We start from the raw sequence: 16,537 nt of genomic DNA, 5'->3' as shown, positions 1-16,537 counted from the left end.
AGGACCGTCCCCGGCCGAGCTCAGGAGGGGCGCCCCCTAACGGTGACCGCTCGGCACGACGCTCAGCGCGGCGGCTACTCAGCGCGGCGGCTGCTCAGCGCAGCTGCTAGGCGGCGTACGCCAGGCTCACCGCCCGCCGAGCCCCACGCTTGAGGGCACGGTGCACCGCGCGCGCGTAGCGGACGAAGTTGGCCCCCGCCCAGGGAAAACGGGCGAAGAACTCGTGCGGGAGCATGTCACCCTTGAGCCGATTGCACCTGGCACAGGCGGTCACGACGTTGCCGAAGGCGTGGGTCCCGCCGCGCGCCAGCGGGTAGACGTGGTCCAAGGTGGCTTCATCCAGGGCGAGCCGGTCGGCGCAGTACACGCACCGCCGTCCGCAGTCGCGCATTGCGGCATGCTTGAGTGCACGTTTGACGTCACGAAAGTGCAGGTGACGGGCGCGCGTGTCGTCGGGACGACGGCCGCGCGGCGCGCGAGGATGGACCACCCGGAGAATCCCACGTCGAGACATTGCACCTCGCCGGAAAAGACGACACCCCGCCCCGGGCTGGCCGGGGCGGGGTGTCGCGAGTGGAGGGGAGACGATGCCAGATGCCGCGATCGGTGTCGCGGCATGGTCGGTTCGCACGAAGCGTGTGAACACACTCCCGGCATCGTCCTCCCGTTATGCGGGGGTCGTCGGACCCGCGTTAGGGTACTTATGAGATACCGCGGCGCGGCGCGCAAGGTCCCGGTCGAAACTGCAACGCGCTCGAGACGTCGCCCCCTCCCCCCGACCACAGACGCGCGCAACGCAACGAGGCCGCCCCGGAGGGCGGCCTCAGTGTCGTCCGCGACGACCGAACACGTGCCTGACGTGTCGCGGCGCCCTAGGCGCTCATCACCGTGAGCCGCCGGGCGATCTGCTGGCGCACCGGGTCGCGCAGTTCGGCGATCATGCGGACGGCCATCGCGTCGAGCAGCGTGCGATCGGGCATCGTCGACCCCGGGAAGGGGAGCGGAATGTCGAATCCATCCCCGTTCTTTCTGGGGATGAGGTGCACGTGGTAGTGAAAGACGTTCTGCCCCGCCGCCGTCCCCGAATTCACCACCAGGTTCATGTCGTCGGCCCCATTGAGCCGCCGCACGACGGGCGAGAGGCGCAGCGCCACGTCAAAGAGGTGCATGGCCAGTTCTGGCGGAATGTCGCTCAACGACTCGAAGTGCTCGCGCGGAACGACCAGGACGTGCCCGAGATTGACGGGCTGAATGTCCATGAAGGCGATCGCGCTCGAGTCCTCGTAGCAGATCGAGACCTCTCCCGCCCCGTTGATCAGGTCGCAGAAGATGCAGGGCTTGCTGGGGGCGGGCATGCAGGGAACTCCTCAAAGTGGCGTGCAGCACATCGGAGCAGGACGGATGCCACGACGCACGTCCGGTCTCAAGCGGTTTTCCCCACCCTAATGGAGGGGAAACACCGTGGTTTTCGCAGCGCACGCGCCACATCGAGGCGCAAACGCATCCTACATCTTCACCAACTCGACACGTCGATTGTTCTGCCGCCCCTCGGGCGTGTCGTTCGGCTCTGCCGGCTTGGTGGCGCCGAGCCCCTTCGACGAGAGTCGCGCCGCGTCGATCCCCTGCTCGGTGATGAACCGTACGACCGCCGCCGCGCGCTTCTCCGAAAGGGATTGATTCGACTCGGCATTCCCGACGTTGTCGGTGTGCCCCTCGATCAGAAGCCGGAGATCGGCGTGTTCGTTGAGCATCGCCACGATCTCGCGCAGCGTCGGGGTCGATTCGGGGCGGATGCGATCGGAGCCCGTATCGAAGTAGATCCCCTGCGTCACCACGCGCCCCTTTTCCGCCAGGGCGTCGTACAGCTTCTTCCCACCGGCGGCGAGCCGGAAGGCCCCGAACATTGCCGGCTGCTCCTGGCTGCCATCGACGTAGAACAGGATCTTGCTGCCGCGCGCGGCGGTCCCGTTGGGGATGTTCGCCAGCCGCTGGTCGTTGATGTACAGCTTCACGTAGCGCCCATCGGCCATCACGCGCGCGCGATACATCTTGCCGCGGAAGGCCTCGACCCACTCGGTCCCCGTGTACGCGCGCCCATCCTCGTGATAGCCGATGCGGGCGCCGTTGTGGAACTCGAGACGCTGCAGGTGCTCGTCGTCCAGGGGCGAGATCCAGAGCGCGCCCGCGGGGACGGCGAGGTCGAATTCGAGCGTGTAGCGCGTGGCGAGCGGCTGCGGCAAGACGATCTGGAACTTCGCGTCGCTCATCGCCCGCAGATAGCGGGCCCCCTGCCATTCGACGATCTCCATCGAACCGCTGACGAACTCCAGCGAGCGCGGGAAGTCGCCGACTTCGTCCTTCATGAAGTCATCGGCGTAGAGGACACGTTCGCCCGGCTTGAAGTCGAAGTTGGCCCATGCCCCTTCACCCGGCTTGAGCGCATCGGCGCCCGTCGCCCCCTTCTCGCCAGGCGTTCCCTTCGCCTCCTCGGCCGCCTTCTTGGGGACCGTGTCCTTCGCCGGGACGACGTTGACCGTCTTCCCCTCGGACTTGGCCTTCTCGATGCACTTGGTGTCGCCCATGGCGCAGTCGACGGCCTTGTCGATCTTCCGCCCGACCGATTCCTCGGCCTTGCGCTTGATCCGGTCTTTGATGCTCTGCCCCGGGGCGGGAGTCGACACCGCAGCCGCGGCCAACATGATGAAGGAAAAGACCTTGCAGAACCGCTTCATAGAAGCCTCGCCACACTGGAGGGTGCGGCAGCGCTGTCGGGGCGCATCGGGTCGCGCAGGCGTTGCCGCGCCCTCAATGCTGGGGATCGCCCCCCGTACGGGTAAGAGTGGAACTACCCAGTCTTCGCTCTCCGGGTGACCGACGTATCTTTGGGCGATTGCCGCACCCCTCCTCCAGCACGCGATTCCAATGGCGACATCGACCAGAACCGAGCGTCCGCACGTCTCTGGCCTTTCGCGCGAGCAGTTACAGCGGGCCTATCGGGTCATGCTCCTGTCGCGCCGCATCGACGACAAGGAGATCCAGCTCAAGCGTCAGAACAAGATCTTCTTCCAGATCTCCGGTGCCGGGCACGAGGCAGTGCTGGCCGCGGCCGGGCTGCTCCTGCGTCCGGCCTACGACTGGTTCTACACGTACTACCGCGATCGCGCGCTCTGCCTCGCCCTCGGGATGACGCCCGAGGAGATGCTCTACGAAGCGGTGGGCGCCGCGATCGACCCTAACTCCGGCGGGCGGCAAATGCCGTCGCACTTCGGGCACAAGGCGCTCAACATCGTCAGCAACTCGTCGCCCACGGGGACGCAGTTCCTGCAGGCGGTCGGTTGTGCCGAGGGAATCCAGCGCCTCACCGCGCTGGGGCTGACCGAGGGGGTGCAGTCCGACGAGATCGTCTACGTGGCGTCGGGCGACGGGACGACCAGTGAGGGTGAGTTCTGGGAGAGCCTCAACACGGCGTCGAACCTGAAGCTCCCGGTCCTCTACGTCATCCAGGACAACCAGTACGCGATCTCCGTCCCGGTCGAGGTGAACACGGCGGGCGGGTCGATTTCCAAGCTGGTGAGCTCGTTCCCCGGGCTCTACATCCAGGAGGTCGACGGCTGCGACTTCTTCGCCAGCTACGAGGTACTGCAGCGCGCCATCCAGCACGTACGCGACCGCAAGGGGCCGGCGTTCGTGCATGCGCACGTCATCCGTCCGTACTCGCACTCGCTCTCGGACGACGAGGTGCTCTATCGTCCCCCCGAGGAGCGGGCGGCCGATGCCGCGCGCGACCCGCTCACCACCTTCCCGCTCTGGCTGGTGGCGAACGGCTTCGCGACCGACGAGGAGATCCAGCAGATCCGTGATGACGTCGACGCGCAGATCCTCGCCGCAACCGATGACGCGTTAGGCCAGCCGCAGCCCGACGCCTCCACGGTGCACTTCGCCGTCTATTCCCCCGATGTCGACCCGACGAGCGAGTCGTTCGACACCGAGGACGACCCGCAGTTCTCGGGCAACGCCACGACGATGGTCGACCTGCTCAACGCCTGCATGAAGGACGAGATGCGGCGCGACCCGCGCATCGTCGTGTTTGGCGAGGACGTGGCCGACGTCTCGCGCGAAGCGTATGCCGGGAAGGTCAAGGGCAAGGGGGGCGTGTTCAAGGTCACGCACGGGCTGCAGAAGGAGTTTGGCTCGACGCGCGTCTACAATTCACCGTTGGCCGAAGCGAACATCGTCGGCCGCGCCATCGGCATGGCGGCGCGCGGCTTCAAGCCGGTGGTCGAGATCCAGTTCTTCGACTACATCTGGCCGGCCTTCATGCAGATCCGCGACGAGCTGGCCACGATGCGCTGGCGCTCGAACAACCACTTCGCGGCGCCGGTGGTCATTCGCACGACATACGGCGGCTACATCCGCGGCGCCATCTATCACTCGCAGACCGGGGCGTCGCTCTTCACGCACAACCCGGGGCTGCGCGTCGTGTGCCCGGCCACCGCGCTCGATGCCAACGGGCTGCTGCGCACCGCCATTCGCTGCGACGATCCGGTCATCTTCCTCGAGCACAAGCATCTCTACCGCCAGACCTACAACAAGGCGGCGTATCCCGGGCCGAACTTCATGATCCCGTTCGGCAAGGCGAAGGTCGTGCGCGAAGGGAGCGACGTGACGCTTGTCACATACGGCGCGACGGTGCAACGCGCGCTGGCCGCCGCCAACCAGATCGCCGACGAGGGGATCTCCGTCGAAGTGATCGACCTGCGCACGCTCTCGCCGTGGGACCAGGAGACGGTCTACGCCTCGGTGAAGAAGACGAGTCGCGTCATCGTGGCCTACGAAGACTCGATCTCGTGGGGCTATGGTGCGGAGATCGCCGCTCGCGTGGCCGATGACTGCTTCGCGTGGCTCGACGCTCCCGTCAAGCGGGTCGCCAGCACCGACACGTTTGTCGGCTATGCCCCACAGCTCGAGGACGCGATCCTTCCACAGATCGACGACTTCACGCGCGCTTATCGCGAGATCGTGACGTACTAGGCGACGTCGAACGCATCACAAATGTCGGGCCGGTCACCGTGGATGGGTGATCGGCCCGACGTTCGTTCACCGGGCGCGGCCGTTTCAGTTCTCCCCCACGCGATGCCGACACTGACACGTGTCAGGAGACTTCGTGTCCGTTGGGGGAGATCATGTCAAAGCGTCCGTACGAATCCGGTGTTGGTCAGACGTCACGCGTCGTGCGCGTGGCGACGCTGCTGCTTGTCGGCGCATGCTCGGGCGAGAGCGGCAACGCGATCGCGCCCGACGGCGTGAACGCGCTCGTCGCCTCGCTGGCCGTGCGGGAGGTCGCCGCTCCGCTGTATGCGGGCGACACCATCCAACTGGTCGCCGACGCGCGTGACGCGACCGGTCGAGCGCTGGAGGGCGCCACCATCACCTGGTCCGTCTCCAGTGAGGCGCTGGCCAGTGTTGCATCTGGCGGCCGCCTCGTGGGCAAGGGACACGGTGCCGTCACCGTCACCGCGACCGCGGGCCAGGCCAGCGCCACCGTCCCGGTGACCGTCCGCCTGACGAGCGAGTCCCGGCGTCTCGCCTACGCATGGATCCACGACCCGTCGACCAGCACCATGTACGCCCCGACATCGTCCTACCAGCATAACGAGACCGGGGGCGGGATCCGCGTCACGCGCAGCAGCGCCGGTTCGTACCTCGTGTCGTTCGAACGGATGGCCAAGGTCGACAGCACCTTTCGCGAAACCGTCCTCGTGACTCCGTTCGGCTCCAACGGCGAGCGCTGTCACCTCAATGGCTGGGCCAATGCCCCCAACGGGCTCGACCTCGACGTCTCCGTCTCCTGCTACACCTTCGGCGGCGCCAGCATCGACACGCGCTTCTCCGTGCTCGTCGTCGGCTCTCGTTCGCTGCCGTCGCGGCTAGGATTCACGGTCGCGGGCGACGCCGCGTCGCAGTTCGCCCCCGAGCCGACCAACACCTTTTCGTCGTTTGCCGATGGGGTCGGGATCTCGCGCTCGACCGCGGGGAGCTACCTCGTCCAGATGAACGGTGCCCCGACCGACACGCCCCAGAACTACTTCGTGTCGACCTACGGCGGGGCCCCGGACCTCTGCAAGGTGTCGTCGTGGAACAAGGGGGTCTGGGCGAGCGTGATCTGCTACGCGCCGAGCGGCGCCCTGGCCGACGCCCGCTTCTCCCTCCTGATGATCGAGAGCGGGCGCCCGGGCAAGCGCTTCGGCTTCGCCTGGTCCAACGAGCCATCGACGCCGTTGGGCGGCACCTATACCCCCAGCATGCCCTACCAGCGGACGTCGTCGGGTGAGCCGGTGCGCATCACCCATCAGGCCACCGGGAGCTACCTCGTCTCGTTCCCCGGATTGGCCAAGGTGGGGAGCCGCCCGGAAACCGTGCACGTCTCTCCCTACGGCGGAGGGCTCTTCACCTGCCAAGTCCAGGGATGGAGCAACAGCGGCGATGGCAGCTCGCTCGACGCCACCGTTCGGTGCTGGAATCGCGGAAACGGCGACCCCGCCGACACCTACTTCACCATCCTCGTGCTCGAGTAACGCGTCAGGCGGTGAGCCGGCCCGGGGGCGGGGCGACCGTCGGCTCGGCGCGGCCCGCGAGTTGCACAACACATGAGACGATCCCCACCTCGGGCTTCCCCGAGTGTACTGGCGGCCGAGGGATCCGTTGATTGTAAGTCACGACCGGGAAGTGATTTGCGTGATCCCGGTCGCAGAATGTGTGGTCAACTCCCGGAGGGGCGATGCAGCAGATCTCCCACATCGAAGTGCGGCGTCATCCAATCTGGCAAAAGGAGTCGCATCATGAGCGACTCGTGGCGGGGCCCAATGGGGCCATCTCGCCGCGCGGGCGCATGATCCTCGTGACGGTCGCAGGGATGCTCCTCATGGCCCTCTGGCTCGTGCAGCTCGGATAGCCTCGCACGGTCGAAATCCCAGTCCGCAACCCGACGCCGCCGGTCCTAAGGACCAGCGGCGTTTTTCGCGCTCGGCGGGGCATCGAGCACCTCGCGCACCTTCCGCGCGAGTTCCATGGGCCCGAACGGCTTCTGGAGAAAGGCGGTCTCCGGAGCGAGCGTCCCGTGCCGGGTCACCGCCTCGCCGGAGTATCCTGAGAGCAAGAGTACGCGCATCCCGGGACGATCGGCGGTGAGCAGCTCGGCCAGGCGCGGCCCGCTCATGCGCGGCATCACGACGTCGGTGACGAGCAGATCGATCTTCCCCGGATGCTGACGGGCGACGACCGTCGCCTGTTCGCCGTCGCTGGCCTCCAACACCGTGTAGCCGCAGGACGAGAGGATCATCCGCGACAGCGATCGAACCGATCCCTCGTCCTCGGCAATCAGCACGACCTCCGCCCCCCGCGGCATCTCCGGCTGATCGACGGGCGGGCGATCGGACGGTACGGTGGAGTCGTCGCGCGGCAGGTAGACGTGGAAGGCGGTGCCGTTCCCCGGCTCGCTCTGCACCTCGATGTGCCCGCCCGACTGCGTGACGAAGCCGTACACCATCGCGAGGCCGAGCCCCGTCCCTTTCCCCTGCACCTTCGTGGTGAAGAAGGGTTCGAAGACGCGGGCGCTGGTGGTCGCATCCATCCCCACGCCGGAGTCTCGCAAGGTGATGCGCAGGTAGCGCCCCGGTCGCACGCCCGGGAACTCCGCCGCATACGCGTCATCCAACTCGGCGTTGCCGGTATCGATGCGAAGCCGTCCCCCGCCGGGCATCGCGTCACGGGCGTTCACGGCGATGTTGATGATCGCCTGTTCGAACTGCGCCGGGTCGACCTTGGTGAGCCCGAGGTCCGGGTCGAGGGAGAGCACGATGTCCACGTCCTCGCCGATCAGCCGGCGGAGGAGCTTGTGCAGATCCTCGAGCACCGCGTTGAGCCGCACCACCTGCGGCTGCAGCACTTGCTTGCGGCTGAAGGCGAGCAGCTGGCGAGTGAGCGTCTCGGCGCGTTCCCCGGCGTGGCGAATCTCGGCGATGAGGTCGCGGTCGGGATCGCCGGGCTCCAGCTGGTTGAGCAGCAGGTTGCTGTAGCCGTTGATGACGGTGAGCAGGTTGTTGAAGTCGTGGGCCACCCCACCGGCGAGCTGGCCCACGGCCTCCATCTTCTGCGCCTGGCGCAGCTGCCCTTCCATCCGCTTGAGTTCCGTGACGTCGCGCGAGATGGCCACCACGCCGATGACGTTCCCGCGGGCATCGCGGTACGGCCCCGTCGTCGTGAGCAGGGTGCGCGAATGCCCGTGCAGGCTCACCACGTGCTCGTACGTCTGCTCGCGAGCACTTGCCATCACCTCGAGCTCCCGCGAACGGTGGGCCTCGTCCATCCCGGCCGGGAGCAGCTCCTCGTCCGACTTTCCGGTCGCGTTTTCCGGGGCGCAGCCGAGCAGGCGGGCCGCGGCGGCGTTCATCATCAGGTACCGCCCGGCGACGTCCTTCACGAAGACCGCGTCCGACGTTCCCTCGATCACCGACTGCAGGAGCGCATGGCTCTCGCGCAGCGCCATCTCGGCACGCATGCGATCGGTGATGTCGCGCGCGAGCGAGACCGAGTGCAGCAGCCCTGACTCCTTGAACGGGCGCAGGCGAACCTCGACTGGGAAGGTGCTGCCGTCGCGGCGCCGATGGCGCGAATCGAAGCAGACCGTCTGCCCCGACAGCAGGCTACGGCCGAGGCTTTCGAGGTCGAGGAGGTGGAATTCGTCGTCGAAGATGGACGGGAGCTGGCCCACGAGCGCGTCGCGGGAGTAGCCCAACGACTCGCACGCTTGCCGATTGGCGTCGAGGATGCGACCGCCGGCATCGTGGAGGAAGAAGGCATCGGTGGCATGGTCCGCGAAGACGCGAAACCGCGCCTCGCTCCTGCGAAGCTCGCGCTCCACGTGTCGCCGGTCGGTGATGTCCTGGATCACCCCAAAAGTCCGAAGCGGCGTGCCATCGTCGGCGGCCCAGACGTTGCCCGCACAGGCCACGGTACGCAGCTCGCCGCTGGGGTGCACGAGCCGGTACTCGACTTCGTACGGGGCACCGGTCCGGATCGCGGCCTGGACGGCGTCTTCCCTGCGCGCGCCCGGTCGTCCGGATGAATCATGTCCGTCCACGCGGCCGCGGTCAGCTCAATCGTCCCCGGCTCGTGCCCGAAGATGCGGTAGGTCTCGTCGGACCAGGCCACGTGGCCCGTGACGAGGTCCCACTCCCAATGGCCGACATGGGCAATGCGCTGCGCCTCCGCGAGCCGCCCCTCGCTGGCGCGCAGGCGACGGAGAATGAGCAGGCGGTTGAGCCCATCCGAGATGCGCCGACCGATCTCCACGAACAGCCGCTGCTCGTGCGCGTTCCAGCTGCGCCCCTCCGAGCACTGGTGTATCCCGAACACGTACGGCCTGTCGGCAGCAGGATAGAGCGCCATCGTCATCTGCGACCGGATCCCGTAGCGGGATGCCCCCTCGTCCAGCGGCGGTTCGGTATTCGGCCCGAGACAGATGGCGCCGTCCGTCATCCGGGCGCGGAGGAAGTCGGCGGCGACCTCCGGCGTCATCGGAATGTCGACCTCGCTCGGGAGCGCGGGGGGAAACGCCGGCACGGTGCGCTCGACCACGCTGCGCCAGGTCGTCGACACCGGATCGCACGGATACACGAGCCAAGCGCGGTCGCTGCCGAAGATCGACAGCACCTCACCGAGGACGTCGCCGATCTCCTGCTCGAGGTCGTTGGCCCCGTGCATCGCCCGCTGCACGCGGTCCAGGCTCTCGAGGAAGTGGAGGTGGGCCTCCGTGTCGCCGAGTTGGTCCGTCCGATCGGGACGCGGCCCGACCGCAGCGCCGGGCTGATCCTGCGCGGGCGAGGGCTCCTGCTGCGTCATGATCGTGCCGTGGTGCTGGTCGCGTGGACCCACCCGGACGCCCGATCGCGCGGCGCCGCTGCGGTCGCGCGATGTTGCATCGGCCAGGGGGTGGACGCAATAGGGGCGTCGCCCTACACAGGCGACGCCCCTTCCTGATCGTTGCGGCTCACGGCTTCTTGAAGAGCCCCCGGAGCGCCTTCTTGGCGGCATCCTTGGGCGTGACCTTGGCGGTCGAGTCCCCGCCGGCCTCCCCCTGCATGGTGCACTTCTCACTCCCCTTCCCGTTCTTCGCCTCGCACTCGGCCTTGGCCTTCTCCATCTCCTCCGACAGCCCGGCCATCTGGGCCTTCATGTCGGTGACCTCGTAGCCGGCCGGGACCTCGAAGAGCGACGCATCGAGCGACGCCTTGGCCAACTCGGTCATCTCCATGGTCGTGGTCGTCGTGGTCGCGTTCCCCTTGTCGTCGGTGTCGGTGGACTGTTGCACCTGCTTGAGGACGATCCCCTTGATCTGGTTGGCCTGTTCGGCCTCCATCAGCTTCTTGAGGGCGTCGCCGGAGACGCTGCCGACGCCGCGCGTGAAGTTCTTCGCCCAGGCCTCGAACGCCTTGTCCTCGATGAACTGGTCGGCGATCCACGCCTCGGTGACCGACGCGTGCGTCGAGCTGTTCTTGCGACCGAAGACGGAGATGGTCATCACGTAGCCGCGCGTGATGCGGTACTTCGTGGTGGCGCGCCCCAGGAGGCGGTCGCCGGCGCCGAGCTTCTCCACCGAGACCTTCACGTCCTTCACGTCCATCTTCACCATGCCGCTCGCGCCGATGGCCCCCATCATGTTGCCTAACGCTGACGGATCCATGACGACGGCCTTCTTCTCCTTGGGGTCGACCATGGTCATGGTCCCCTTGTCGGCATCGAGGAGCATGTAGCCCCCCTTCTTCATCATCCCCTGTGGCTGGGCCTCGCCCTCGTAGTCCATGCGGGCCTTGCCGGGGATGAGCGCCACGGACATCGACGGCGACGCCGGCGTCCGGTCCTTCTTGTCCGTCTCGACGGTGACCTTCCAGCGAAAGCGCCAGCCGTCAGCGGCAACCGGGGCGGTGCGGACGGGGGCGGCGTCGGCGCGCGGCTGCACCGGGCGCGACGGGACGGCTGCAACGAGGGCGAGCGACACCAGCGGCATCGCCAGCGTGAGCGAGGACAGCATCGTCAGTCTCCAGAGTGCGAAGAAACGTCAGCGGACCATTCCGCCACTAGACGAGTCTAGGTGGGGCGGCGCCACGAAGGGACTGGGAGAACCCCGACCCCCGACCCCCGACCGCCGCCCCCCCGGCGCCCGGCGCGCCGCGCCGAGTCGGCCGCACGCCGGAGCCCGCTACGGCTTCTGGTAGACCGTCTTGCCCCCCACCACCGTGCGCACGACCTTGGCCTCCCGGATCGTCTCGGGGGCGATCGTCGTCAGGTCGCGGTCGATGATGACGAAGTCGGCGAGCTTGCCCGCCTGGAGCGTCCCCTTCTCCTGCTCGTCGAAGGCGGCGTACGCACTCCCCGCGGTGTAGGCGCGCAGCGCCTCCTCGACCGAGATCTTCTGCTCGGGGACCCACCCGCCGGGCTGCTTGTCGTCGAGGGTGCGCCGGGTCACGGCGGCGTAGATCCCTTCGAGCGGCGTCGGCGGGGCGACGAACCAGTCGGAGCCAAAGGCCAGCGTCGCCTTGGCGTCGAGGAGCGAGCGGAAGGCGTACGTCCCCTTGGCGCGCTCCGGACCAATCACCTTGTCGGCCCAGCGCCCGTCGTCGATGGCATGGTACGGCTGCATCGACGGAATCACGCCGAGCGCGGCGAAGCGGGGGAAGTCGGCCGGGGCGACATGCTGGGCGTGCTCGATGCGGAAGCGGCGATCGCGCGGGCCGTTCTCCTTGGCCACGCGCTCGAAGATGTCGAGCTGCGTGGCGATGGCGCGGTCGCCGATGGCGTGCACGAAGACGTGCAGCCCCGCCTTGTCGGCCCCCGAGGTCCACGCGTACAACGAATCGGGCGAGGTCACGAAGAAGCCGGAGTCGTTGGGGGCGTCGGTGAACGGGGCGTGCATCGCTGCGGTGTGCGAGCCTAACGATCCGTCCACGAATCCCTTCAGCGCACCGATCTTGAGCCAGGCATCGCCGCGTCCGTGCGCGGCCACCGTGTCGCGCAGCTGCTGCCAGGTGGAGAGCGGGACCGCGCTGTAGATGCGCGTCCGCAGCCGCCCGGCGGCCTGCGCCCGCTTGAAGACGACGAGATCGTTCCACGACCCGGTCTTGGCGTTGGCCGAACCCACATTGTGCACCGACGTCACGCCGTGCGATGCCACGTAGGTCATCGCCGTGTCGAGCGCGCGGTCCTCGAGCGCCGCCGGCGGATCGGGGACCTTGCCATCGACGAGGTCCATCGCGTTGTCCTTGAAGACCCCGGCCGGCTCGCCGTTAGGCAACCGGATGATCGTCCCGCCGCTCACATCCTTCGTCGCCGCGCTGATCCCGGCCGCGGCCAGCGCCGCCGAGTTGGCGAGCTTCATGTGCCCGTCGAGCCGGTTCACCCACACCGGGTGGTCGGGCGTCACCGAGTCGATCCACGCGCGCGTCGGGAGTTCGCCCCCCCACAGCTCGTGATCCCAGTCGCCCCCCTGGATCCACGTCCCCTTGGGCACGGTCGCGGCAAACGCCTTGATGCGGGCGATGAACTCGGCCGGCGTCTTCGCGTCGCGCAGCTGCACCGACGACAGGCGGAAGCCGCCATCGATGAAGTGCACGTGCGAATCGATGAAGCCCGGGACCAGCATCTGCCCCTGCGCATCGATCACCTCGGCGTCCTTGGCCAGCTTCCGGATCTCCGCGCTCGACCCGACAGCCGCAATGCGCTCCCCACGCACCGCGATCCCGTCGGCCCAGGGACGCTTGGCGTCGCCGGTCCAGATGCGGGCATTCACCACCGCGAGCGTGACGGGGTCGCCGGCTGACTCGGAGGACTTCATGGTGCAGGCGGAGAGGAGGGCGAGGGCGACCAGGGCGGGTACGCGCATGGACTTGCTCAAGTGGGGGACAGCAGCGGTCGCGCGGGGGCGGAGCAAAGGAAGACGGGAAGACGAGAAGACGAGAAGACTTCCCGTCTTCCGCGTTCGTCCTACCGCCGCTCCATCGCGTCGCGCACGTCGAGCAGGATCTCGAAGTACAGCTGCTCGCGGCGGTAGGCGAAGTCGAGCGATGCCATCTGCGACTCGTCGCCCGTGGCCTTGGCGCGTTCGAACGCCTCGCGGTACATGTCGTCGAGGTTGGCGAGGATGCGGTCGCGGGAGCGGGACATGCGGGTTCTCTCTATGGCTCGGGAAGTGAGTCGGGGAGCCTCGTCGACGGCGGGCGGGCGGCGCGTAGCGTCGCTCGTCTCGATCGCGTCGAGGAGGTATTTCTTGGCGGCACCCATGAAGAAGCGGCGCGGGTTGAGCGAGTCTGTCATGCAGCGGCGCAACGCGGGCGAGCGCGCGGGAACGAAGGCGCGGGGCGGAAACTAGCCCCCGGCTGCCCCGCTCGGGAACCTCTCCCCCCCTTCGCGGGTTCTTTATCGCAGAAGGGGAGTAGCTACGCGGGACGCACAACCCGCGCGTCCGAATCGTCAAGACTGTCCGGCAGCCTCACGCCGGACACGGTTCGGCGGATCTTCTGGATCAGGCGAGACTTTCGAGTCCCGGGCGTACGCGCCGGGGGTTCGAGGGTCTCTTTTTTTTGCAGAAGACGAGAGGACGGGAAGACGAGAAGACGAGATACCGGCCCACTGGCGCGTGACTCGACTCCTGGTCATCCCGATCGACTCCCCCACTCGTCTTCCCGTCTTCCGAGGTTCTGATGAACAACGTCAAAGTCTTCGTCTTGATGGCCGGCATGACCGCCCTCTTCATGGCCATCGGTGGGGCCGTGGGCGGCCAGGCCGGCGCACTCATGGCGCTCCTCTTTGCGGGGGCCATGAACGTCTTCATGTACTGGAACTCGGGGGCGATGGTGCTGCGGGCCTACGGCGCACGCGTCGTTACCCCCGCCGAGGCGCCCGAACTCCACGCGATGGTCGACCGGCTGCGGCAGCGCGCGGGGCTTCCGATGCCCACGGTCGCCGTCGCGCCACACGCCCAACCCAATGCCTTCGCCACCGGACGCGACCCCGAGCACGCCGTCGTGTGCGTGACCGAGGGGATCGTCCAGCTCGTGAGCCGCGAGGAGCTGGAAGGAGTCATCGCGCACGAGCTCGCGCACATCAAGAACCGCGACATGCTCCTGCAGACCGTCACCGCCACGATGGCTGGTGCAATCTCCAACCTCGCGATGATCGCCCAATGGGGGGCGATGTTCGGCGGCCGCGACGACGACGGGGAGTCGCCGATCGCCGGCCTGGCGATGGCACTCGTCGCCCCGATCGCCGCGTCGTTGATCCAGTTCGCCATTTCGCGCCAACGCGAGTTCAAGGCCGATGCGGTGGGCGCCGAGATCAGCGGTCGTCCGCTGGCGCTGGCCAGCGCGCTGACCAAGCTCGACCGGGCCGCGCATCGCATCCCGATGCAGGTGGCGCCGGCCGTCGCGCCGCTGGCGCAGGTCAATCCGCTTTCCGCCTTTGGCGGTCGGGGGATGGCCTCGCTCTTCTCGACGCATCCGTCGACGGAGGAGCGAGTGGCCCGCCTGCACGCGTTGGCGGCGTAGTGGAACGGGGCGGGCGTGCCCGTGTCGCTCCAGCGCCGGGGCGCCGAGGCGAGGTTGACGCCCCTACGCGCCGTCCCGCCGCCCGGACGGCGCGTCGTCTCCCAGGCGATGAAAGACGGCCTCGGCGACGACGCGCCCGCCCTTGAGGTGCTCGACCACGATCCGCTCCAGCAGCGCGGGCGAGACGTTGTGATACCACACGCCTTCGGGGTACACGCAGACGATGGGGCCGCCAGCGCAGACGCCGAGGCAGGGGGCCTCGCTGCGTTTCACGCGCGTGGGGCCGAAGAGCAGGTTCTCGCGCTGCAGCAACGACGCGAGGAGCGCATAAAGCGCCCGTCCCTGTCGGCTCGGCGAACAGAAGCCTCCCGTGCACACGAGCACATGACGGGAGTAGCGCTCCATCTGGGGCGAGCGGTCGTACGGCGACGCCATCACCGCACCATCGCCATGATGATCTCGGCCACGATGAGGAGCACGATCGCCACCTCGAGCGCCTCGGCGCGCGCCGCCTGCGCTTCGGCGTTCAGCATCTCGTACGTCTCGCGCACCAACGTCAGCTTGCGGTCCACGCCGGCGCGCCACTGCGCCCCGCGAAAGATGTCGAGTGCCGCGGAGTAGATGCGGGCCAGGTAGACGTCGTCGGTCACCTTGAGCGAGTTCTCGACGCGCTCGACCAGTTCGGTGGAGTCGGCGAAGAGGCGCTGCATGTCGCCTAACAAGTTCGAGAAGCGGCGCGAGAAAAGGCGGAGTCGGCTTCCACGCGCCGCCTCGATGCGATCGTACAGCTTGGGGATCTCGCCATCCAGGATCGCGTCGTAGTAGCGGAGCTCGAGCAGCTGCGCGTTGGCGAATTCGAGGATGTACTCCACGTCGGTCGCGCCCTCGGCCGGGTCGAGGATCAGCGCGTTGTCCCAGGTGAGGAGGGCGAGGTCATCGGTGAAGTAGGAGAACCGGTGGTGCAGCAACTCGTCGCGCGCCCGCTGCGACAGCGCCCGTCGTTCGTTGAGCAGGAGGGGGGCGACGTCGATGCGCTGCAGGAGGGCATCGCTCGACAGGCGCTGGCCGTCCTCCGTGCAGACCTCGTGCAGCCGGAACACCACGTAGTCCTCGCGCACCGGCGCCATGTTCGGTCGCTCGATGGCCGGGCTGATGCGCTGGAAGAGCAGGCGCGCGTGGTGTTCGAGCAACTGCGGAATGCCGGTGTCGGCGTCCACCGCGTTGCCGAACGTCGCGAAGTCGTCCCACGGGAGGTCGCGCGGGGCCTGCATGCGCAGCGAGAGCGAGACGACGCCAAAATCGAAGATGCGCGCGGTCACCTCGGCGTCGACCGCGCGGCCGGCGATGGAGACGCGTTCCCCGCCAAGGATGACCGCCACGGGGGGATTGGCGATCTGCAGCGCCGCCGCCTCTCCTCGCACCGGGCGCACGCGCTCAGGGGCGCTCGTCGCCAGGAGGTCGAGCGCGCGATCGAGCGAGATCGAGTAGCCCACGTCGAGCAGGCGATAGGCGTGCGCTCCGCCCCGCGTCACGATGGTCATCGGGCGACGGTGTGCGAACGAGAGGGTGACGGAGCGACCGCCATGCGACCCGCGCGCCTCAGTCCTCGTCCACGAGCTTGTTGTCGCCGGGCGGGGCCACGTAGCGCAGCGCGTCCACCGGCGTCCCCTTGACGAGGTGCTTGCGGACGATCGCGCGCGCCCCCTCCTCATCGACCCCGGCATACCAGGTGTCCTCGGGGTAGACGACGACCATGGGGCCGTGGCCGCACTGGTTCATGCAGCCGGCCTTGTTGATGCGCACGATGCCGGCGAGTCCGGCGTCCCTGGTCTCGCGCTTCAGCGTCTGGAAGACGGAGACACCGCCCGCCTTTTCGCAGGTCTTGCCGAAGGAGCAGACGAAGACGTGATGTTTGTACTGTCCCATGCGCCGGAAGCTAT

Annotated in this window: 14 protein-coding genes; 4 read left to right on the top strand and 10 right to left on the bottom strand. The window is 67.9% G+C overall.

The annotated features are described in order from the left end of the window. Positions 1-106: 106 nt before the first annotated feature. From IPN47_08675 to IPN47_08665, 3 genes are all read right to left on the bottom strand, one after another. The gene (locus IPN47_08675; GenBank protein ID MBK9408108.1) at positions 107-514 is read right to left on the bottom strand and encodes an HNH endonuclease; all 408 of its coding nucleotides are present in this window, start codon (positions 512-514) and stop codon (positions 107-109) included. 358 nt (positions 515-872) lie between these two features. Continuing rightward, the gene (locus IPN47_08670; protein MBK9408107.1) at positions 873-1,355 is read right to left on the bottom strand and encodes an HIT family protein; all 483 of its coding nucleotides are present in this window, start codon (positions 1,353-1,355) and stop codon (positions 873-875) included. 150 nt (positions 1,356-1,505) lie between these two features. Beyond that, a complete protein-coding gene (locus IPN47_08665) occupies positions 1,506-2,732 on the bottom strand; it encodes an OmpA family protein (protein MBK9408106.1) in 1,227 nt (408 codons plus the stop codon). Between the two features lie 190 nt (positions 2,733-2,922). On the opposite strand from IPN47_08665, the gene IPN47_08660 reads away from it, so the two are divergent. The 3 genes from IPN47_08660 (at position 2,923) to IPN47_08650 (ending at position 6,952) form a co-directional block, all read left to right on the top strand. Further along, positions 2,923-5,031 (top strand): dehydrogenase E1 component subunit alpha/beta, encoded by a 2,109-nt coding sequence (locus tag IPN47_08660; GenBank protein MBK9408105.1) that lies wholly within the window; start codon positions 2,923-2,925, stop codon positions 5,029-5,031. A gap of 152 nt (positions 5,032-5,183) precedes the next feature. Beyond that, a complete protein-coding gene (locus IPN47_08655) occupies positions 5,184-6,575 on the top strand; it encodes an Ig-like domain-containing protein (protein ID MBK9408104.1) in 1,392 nt (463 codons plus the stop codon). Between the two features lie 203 nt (positions 6,576-6,778). Then, the gene (locus IPN47_08650; GenBank protein ID MBK9408103.1) at positions 6,779-6,952 is read left to right on the top strand and encodes a hypothetical protein; all 174 of its coding nucleotides are present in this window, start codon (positions 6,779-6,781) and stop codon (positions 6,950-6,952) included. 45 nt (positions 6,953-6,997) lie between these two features. Here IPN47_08650 and IPN47_08645 read toward each other — a convergent pair whose 3' ends face one another. From IPN47_08645 to IPN47_08630, 4 genes are all read right to left on the bottom strand, one after another. Continuing rightward, on the bottom strand, positions 6,998-9,139 hold the full coding sequence (locus tag IPN47_08645) for a PAS domain S-box protein (GenBank protein ID MBK9408102.1): 2,142 nt from the start codon (positions 9,137-9,139) through the stop codon (positions 6,998-7,000). Between the two features lie 909 nt (positions 9,140-10,048). Next, complete coding sequence (locus tag IPN47_08640; protein MBK9408101.1) at positions 10,049-11,089, bottom strand: DUF4412 domain-containing protein; 1,041 nt, start codon at positions 11,087-11,089, stop codon at positions 10,049-10,051. Between the two features lie 168 nt (positions 11,090-11,257). Beyond that, on the bottom strand, positions 11,258-12,937 hold the full coding sequence (locus IPN47_08635) for an amidohydrolase (protein MBK9408100.1): 1,680 nt from the start codon (positions 12,935-12,937) through the stop codon (positions 11,258-11,260). Between the two features lie 101 nt (positions 12,938-13,038). After that, complete coding sequence (locus IPN47_08630; GenBank protein ID MBK9408099.1) at positions 13,039-13,218, bottom strand: hypothetical protein; 180 nt, start codon at positions 13,216-13,218, stop codon at positions 13,039-13,041. Positions 13,219-13,751: 533 nt separating this feature from the next. Between IPN47_08630 and IPN47_08625 the strand changes: the two genes are divergently transcribed. After that, positions 13,752-14,597 (top strand): zinc metalloprotease HtpX, encoded by an 846-nt coding sequence (locus tag IPN47_08625; protein ID MBK9408098.1) that lies wholly within the window; start codon positions 13,752-13,754, stop codon positions 14,595-14,597. A 63-nt stretch (positions 14,598-14,660) separates the two neighbouring features. On the opposite strand, the gene IPN47_08620 is transcribed toward IPN47_08625, so the two are convergent. From IPN47_08620 to IPN47_08610, 3 genes are read right to left on the bottom strand one after another with little or no spacing between them, the layout of a single operon-like run. After that, on the bottom strand, positions 14,661-15,032 hold the full coding sequence (locus tag IPN47_08620; GenBank protein ID MBK9408097.1) for a (2Fe-2S) ferredoxin domain-containing protein: 372 nt from the start codon (positions 15,030-15,032) through the stop codon (positions 14,661-14,663). Continuing rightward, positions 15,032-16,138, bottom strand: a complete 1,107-nt coding sequence (locus tag IPN47_08615) for a hypothetical protein (protein ID MBK9408096.1) — start codon at positions 16,136-16,138, stop codon at positions 15,032-15,034. The genes IPN47_08620 and IPN47_08615 overlap by 1 nt, the downstream gene beginning before the upstream one ends. Positions 16,139-16,196: 58 nt before the next feature. Next, positions 16,197-16,523: a (2Fe-2S) ferredoxin domain-containing protein gene (locus IPN47_08610; GenBank protein MBK9408095.1), complete on the bottom strand. Its 327-nt coding sequence runs from the start codon at positions 16,521-16,523 to the stop codon at positions 16,197-16,199. Positions 16,524-16,537 lie beyond the last annotated feature (14 nt).

Source organism: Gemmatimonadota bacterium, from assembly GCA_016719105.1.
GTDB lineage: Bacteria > Gemmatimonadota > Gemmatimonadetes > Gemmatimonadales > Gemmatimonadaceae > SCN-70-22.
This window is presented reverse-complemented; position numbering and strand designations above follow the sequence as displayed.

Bases quoted from the DNA above. Each gene is read 5' to 3' on its own strand.
- IPN47_08620 (MBK9408097.1), bottom strand. From the start codon at position 15,032: ATGGCGTCGCCGTACGACCGCTCGCCCCAGATGGAGCGCTACTCCCGT.
- IPN47_08615 (MBK9408096.1), bottom strand. From the start codon at position 16,138: ATGACCATCGTGACGCGGGGCGGAGCGCACGCCTATCGCCTGCTCGAC.
- IPN47_08650 (MBK9408103.1), top strand. From the start codon at position 6,779: ATGCAGCAGATCTCCCACATCGAAGTGCGGCGTCATCCAATCTGGCAA.
- IPN47_08665 (MBK9408106.1), bottom strand. From the start codon at position 2,732: ATGAAGCGGTTCTGCAAGGTCTTTTCCTTCATCATGTTGGCCGCGGCT.
- IPN47_08675 (MBK9408108.1), bottom strand. From the start codon at position 514: ATGTCTCGACGTGGGATTCTCCGGGTGGTCCATCCTCGCGCGCCGCGC.
- IPN47_08635 (MBK9408100.1), bottom strand. From the start codon at position 12,937: ATGCGCGTACCCGCCCTGGTCGCCCTCGCCCTCCTCTCCGCCTGCACC.
- IPN47_08670 (MBK9408107.1), bottom strand. From the start codon at position 1,355: ATGCCCGCCCCCAGCAAGCCCTGCATCTTCTGCGACCTGATCAACGGG.
- IPN47_08610 (MBK9408095.1), bottom strand. From the start codon at position 16,523: ATGGGACAGTACAAACATCACGTCTTCGTCTGCTCCTTCGGCAAGACC.
- IPN47_08630 (MBK9408099.1), bottom strand. From the start codon at position 13,218: ATGTCCCGCTCCCGCGACCGCATCCTCGCCAACCTCGACGACATGTAC.
- IPN47_08655 (MBK9408104.1), top strand. From the start codon at position 5,184: ATGTCAAAGCGTCCGTACGAATCCGGTGTTGGTCAGACGTCACGCGTC.
- IPN47_08640 (MBK9408101.1), bottom strand. From the start codon at position 11,089: ATGCTGTCCTCGCTCACGCTGGCGATGCCGCTGGTGTCGCTCGCCCTC.
- IPN47_08660 (MBK9408105.1), top strand. From the start codon at position 2,923: ATGGCGACATCGACCAGAACCGAGCGTCCGCACGTCTCTGGCCTTTCG.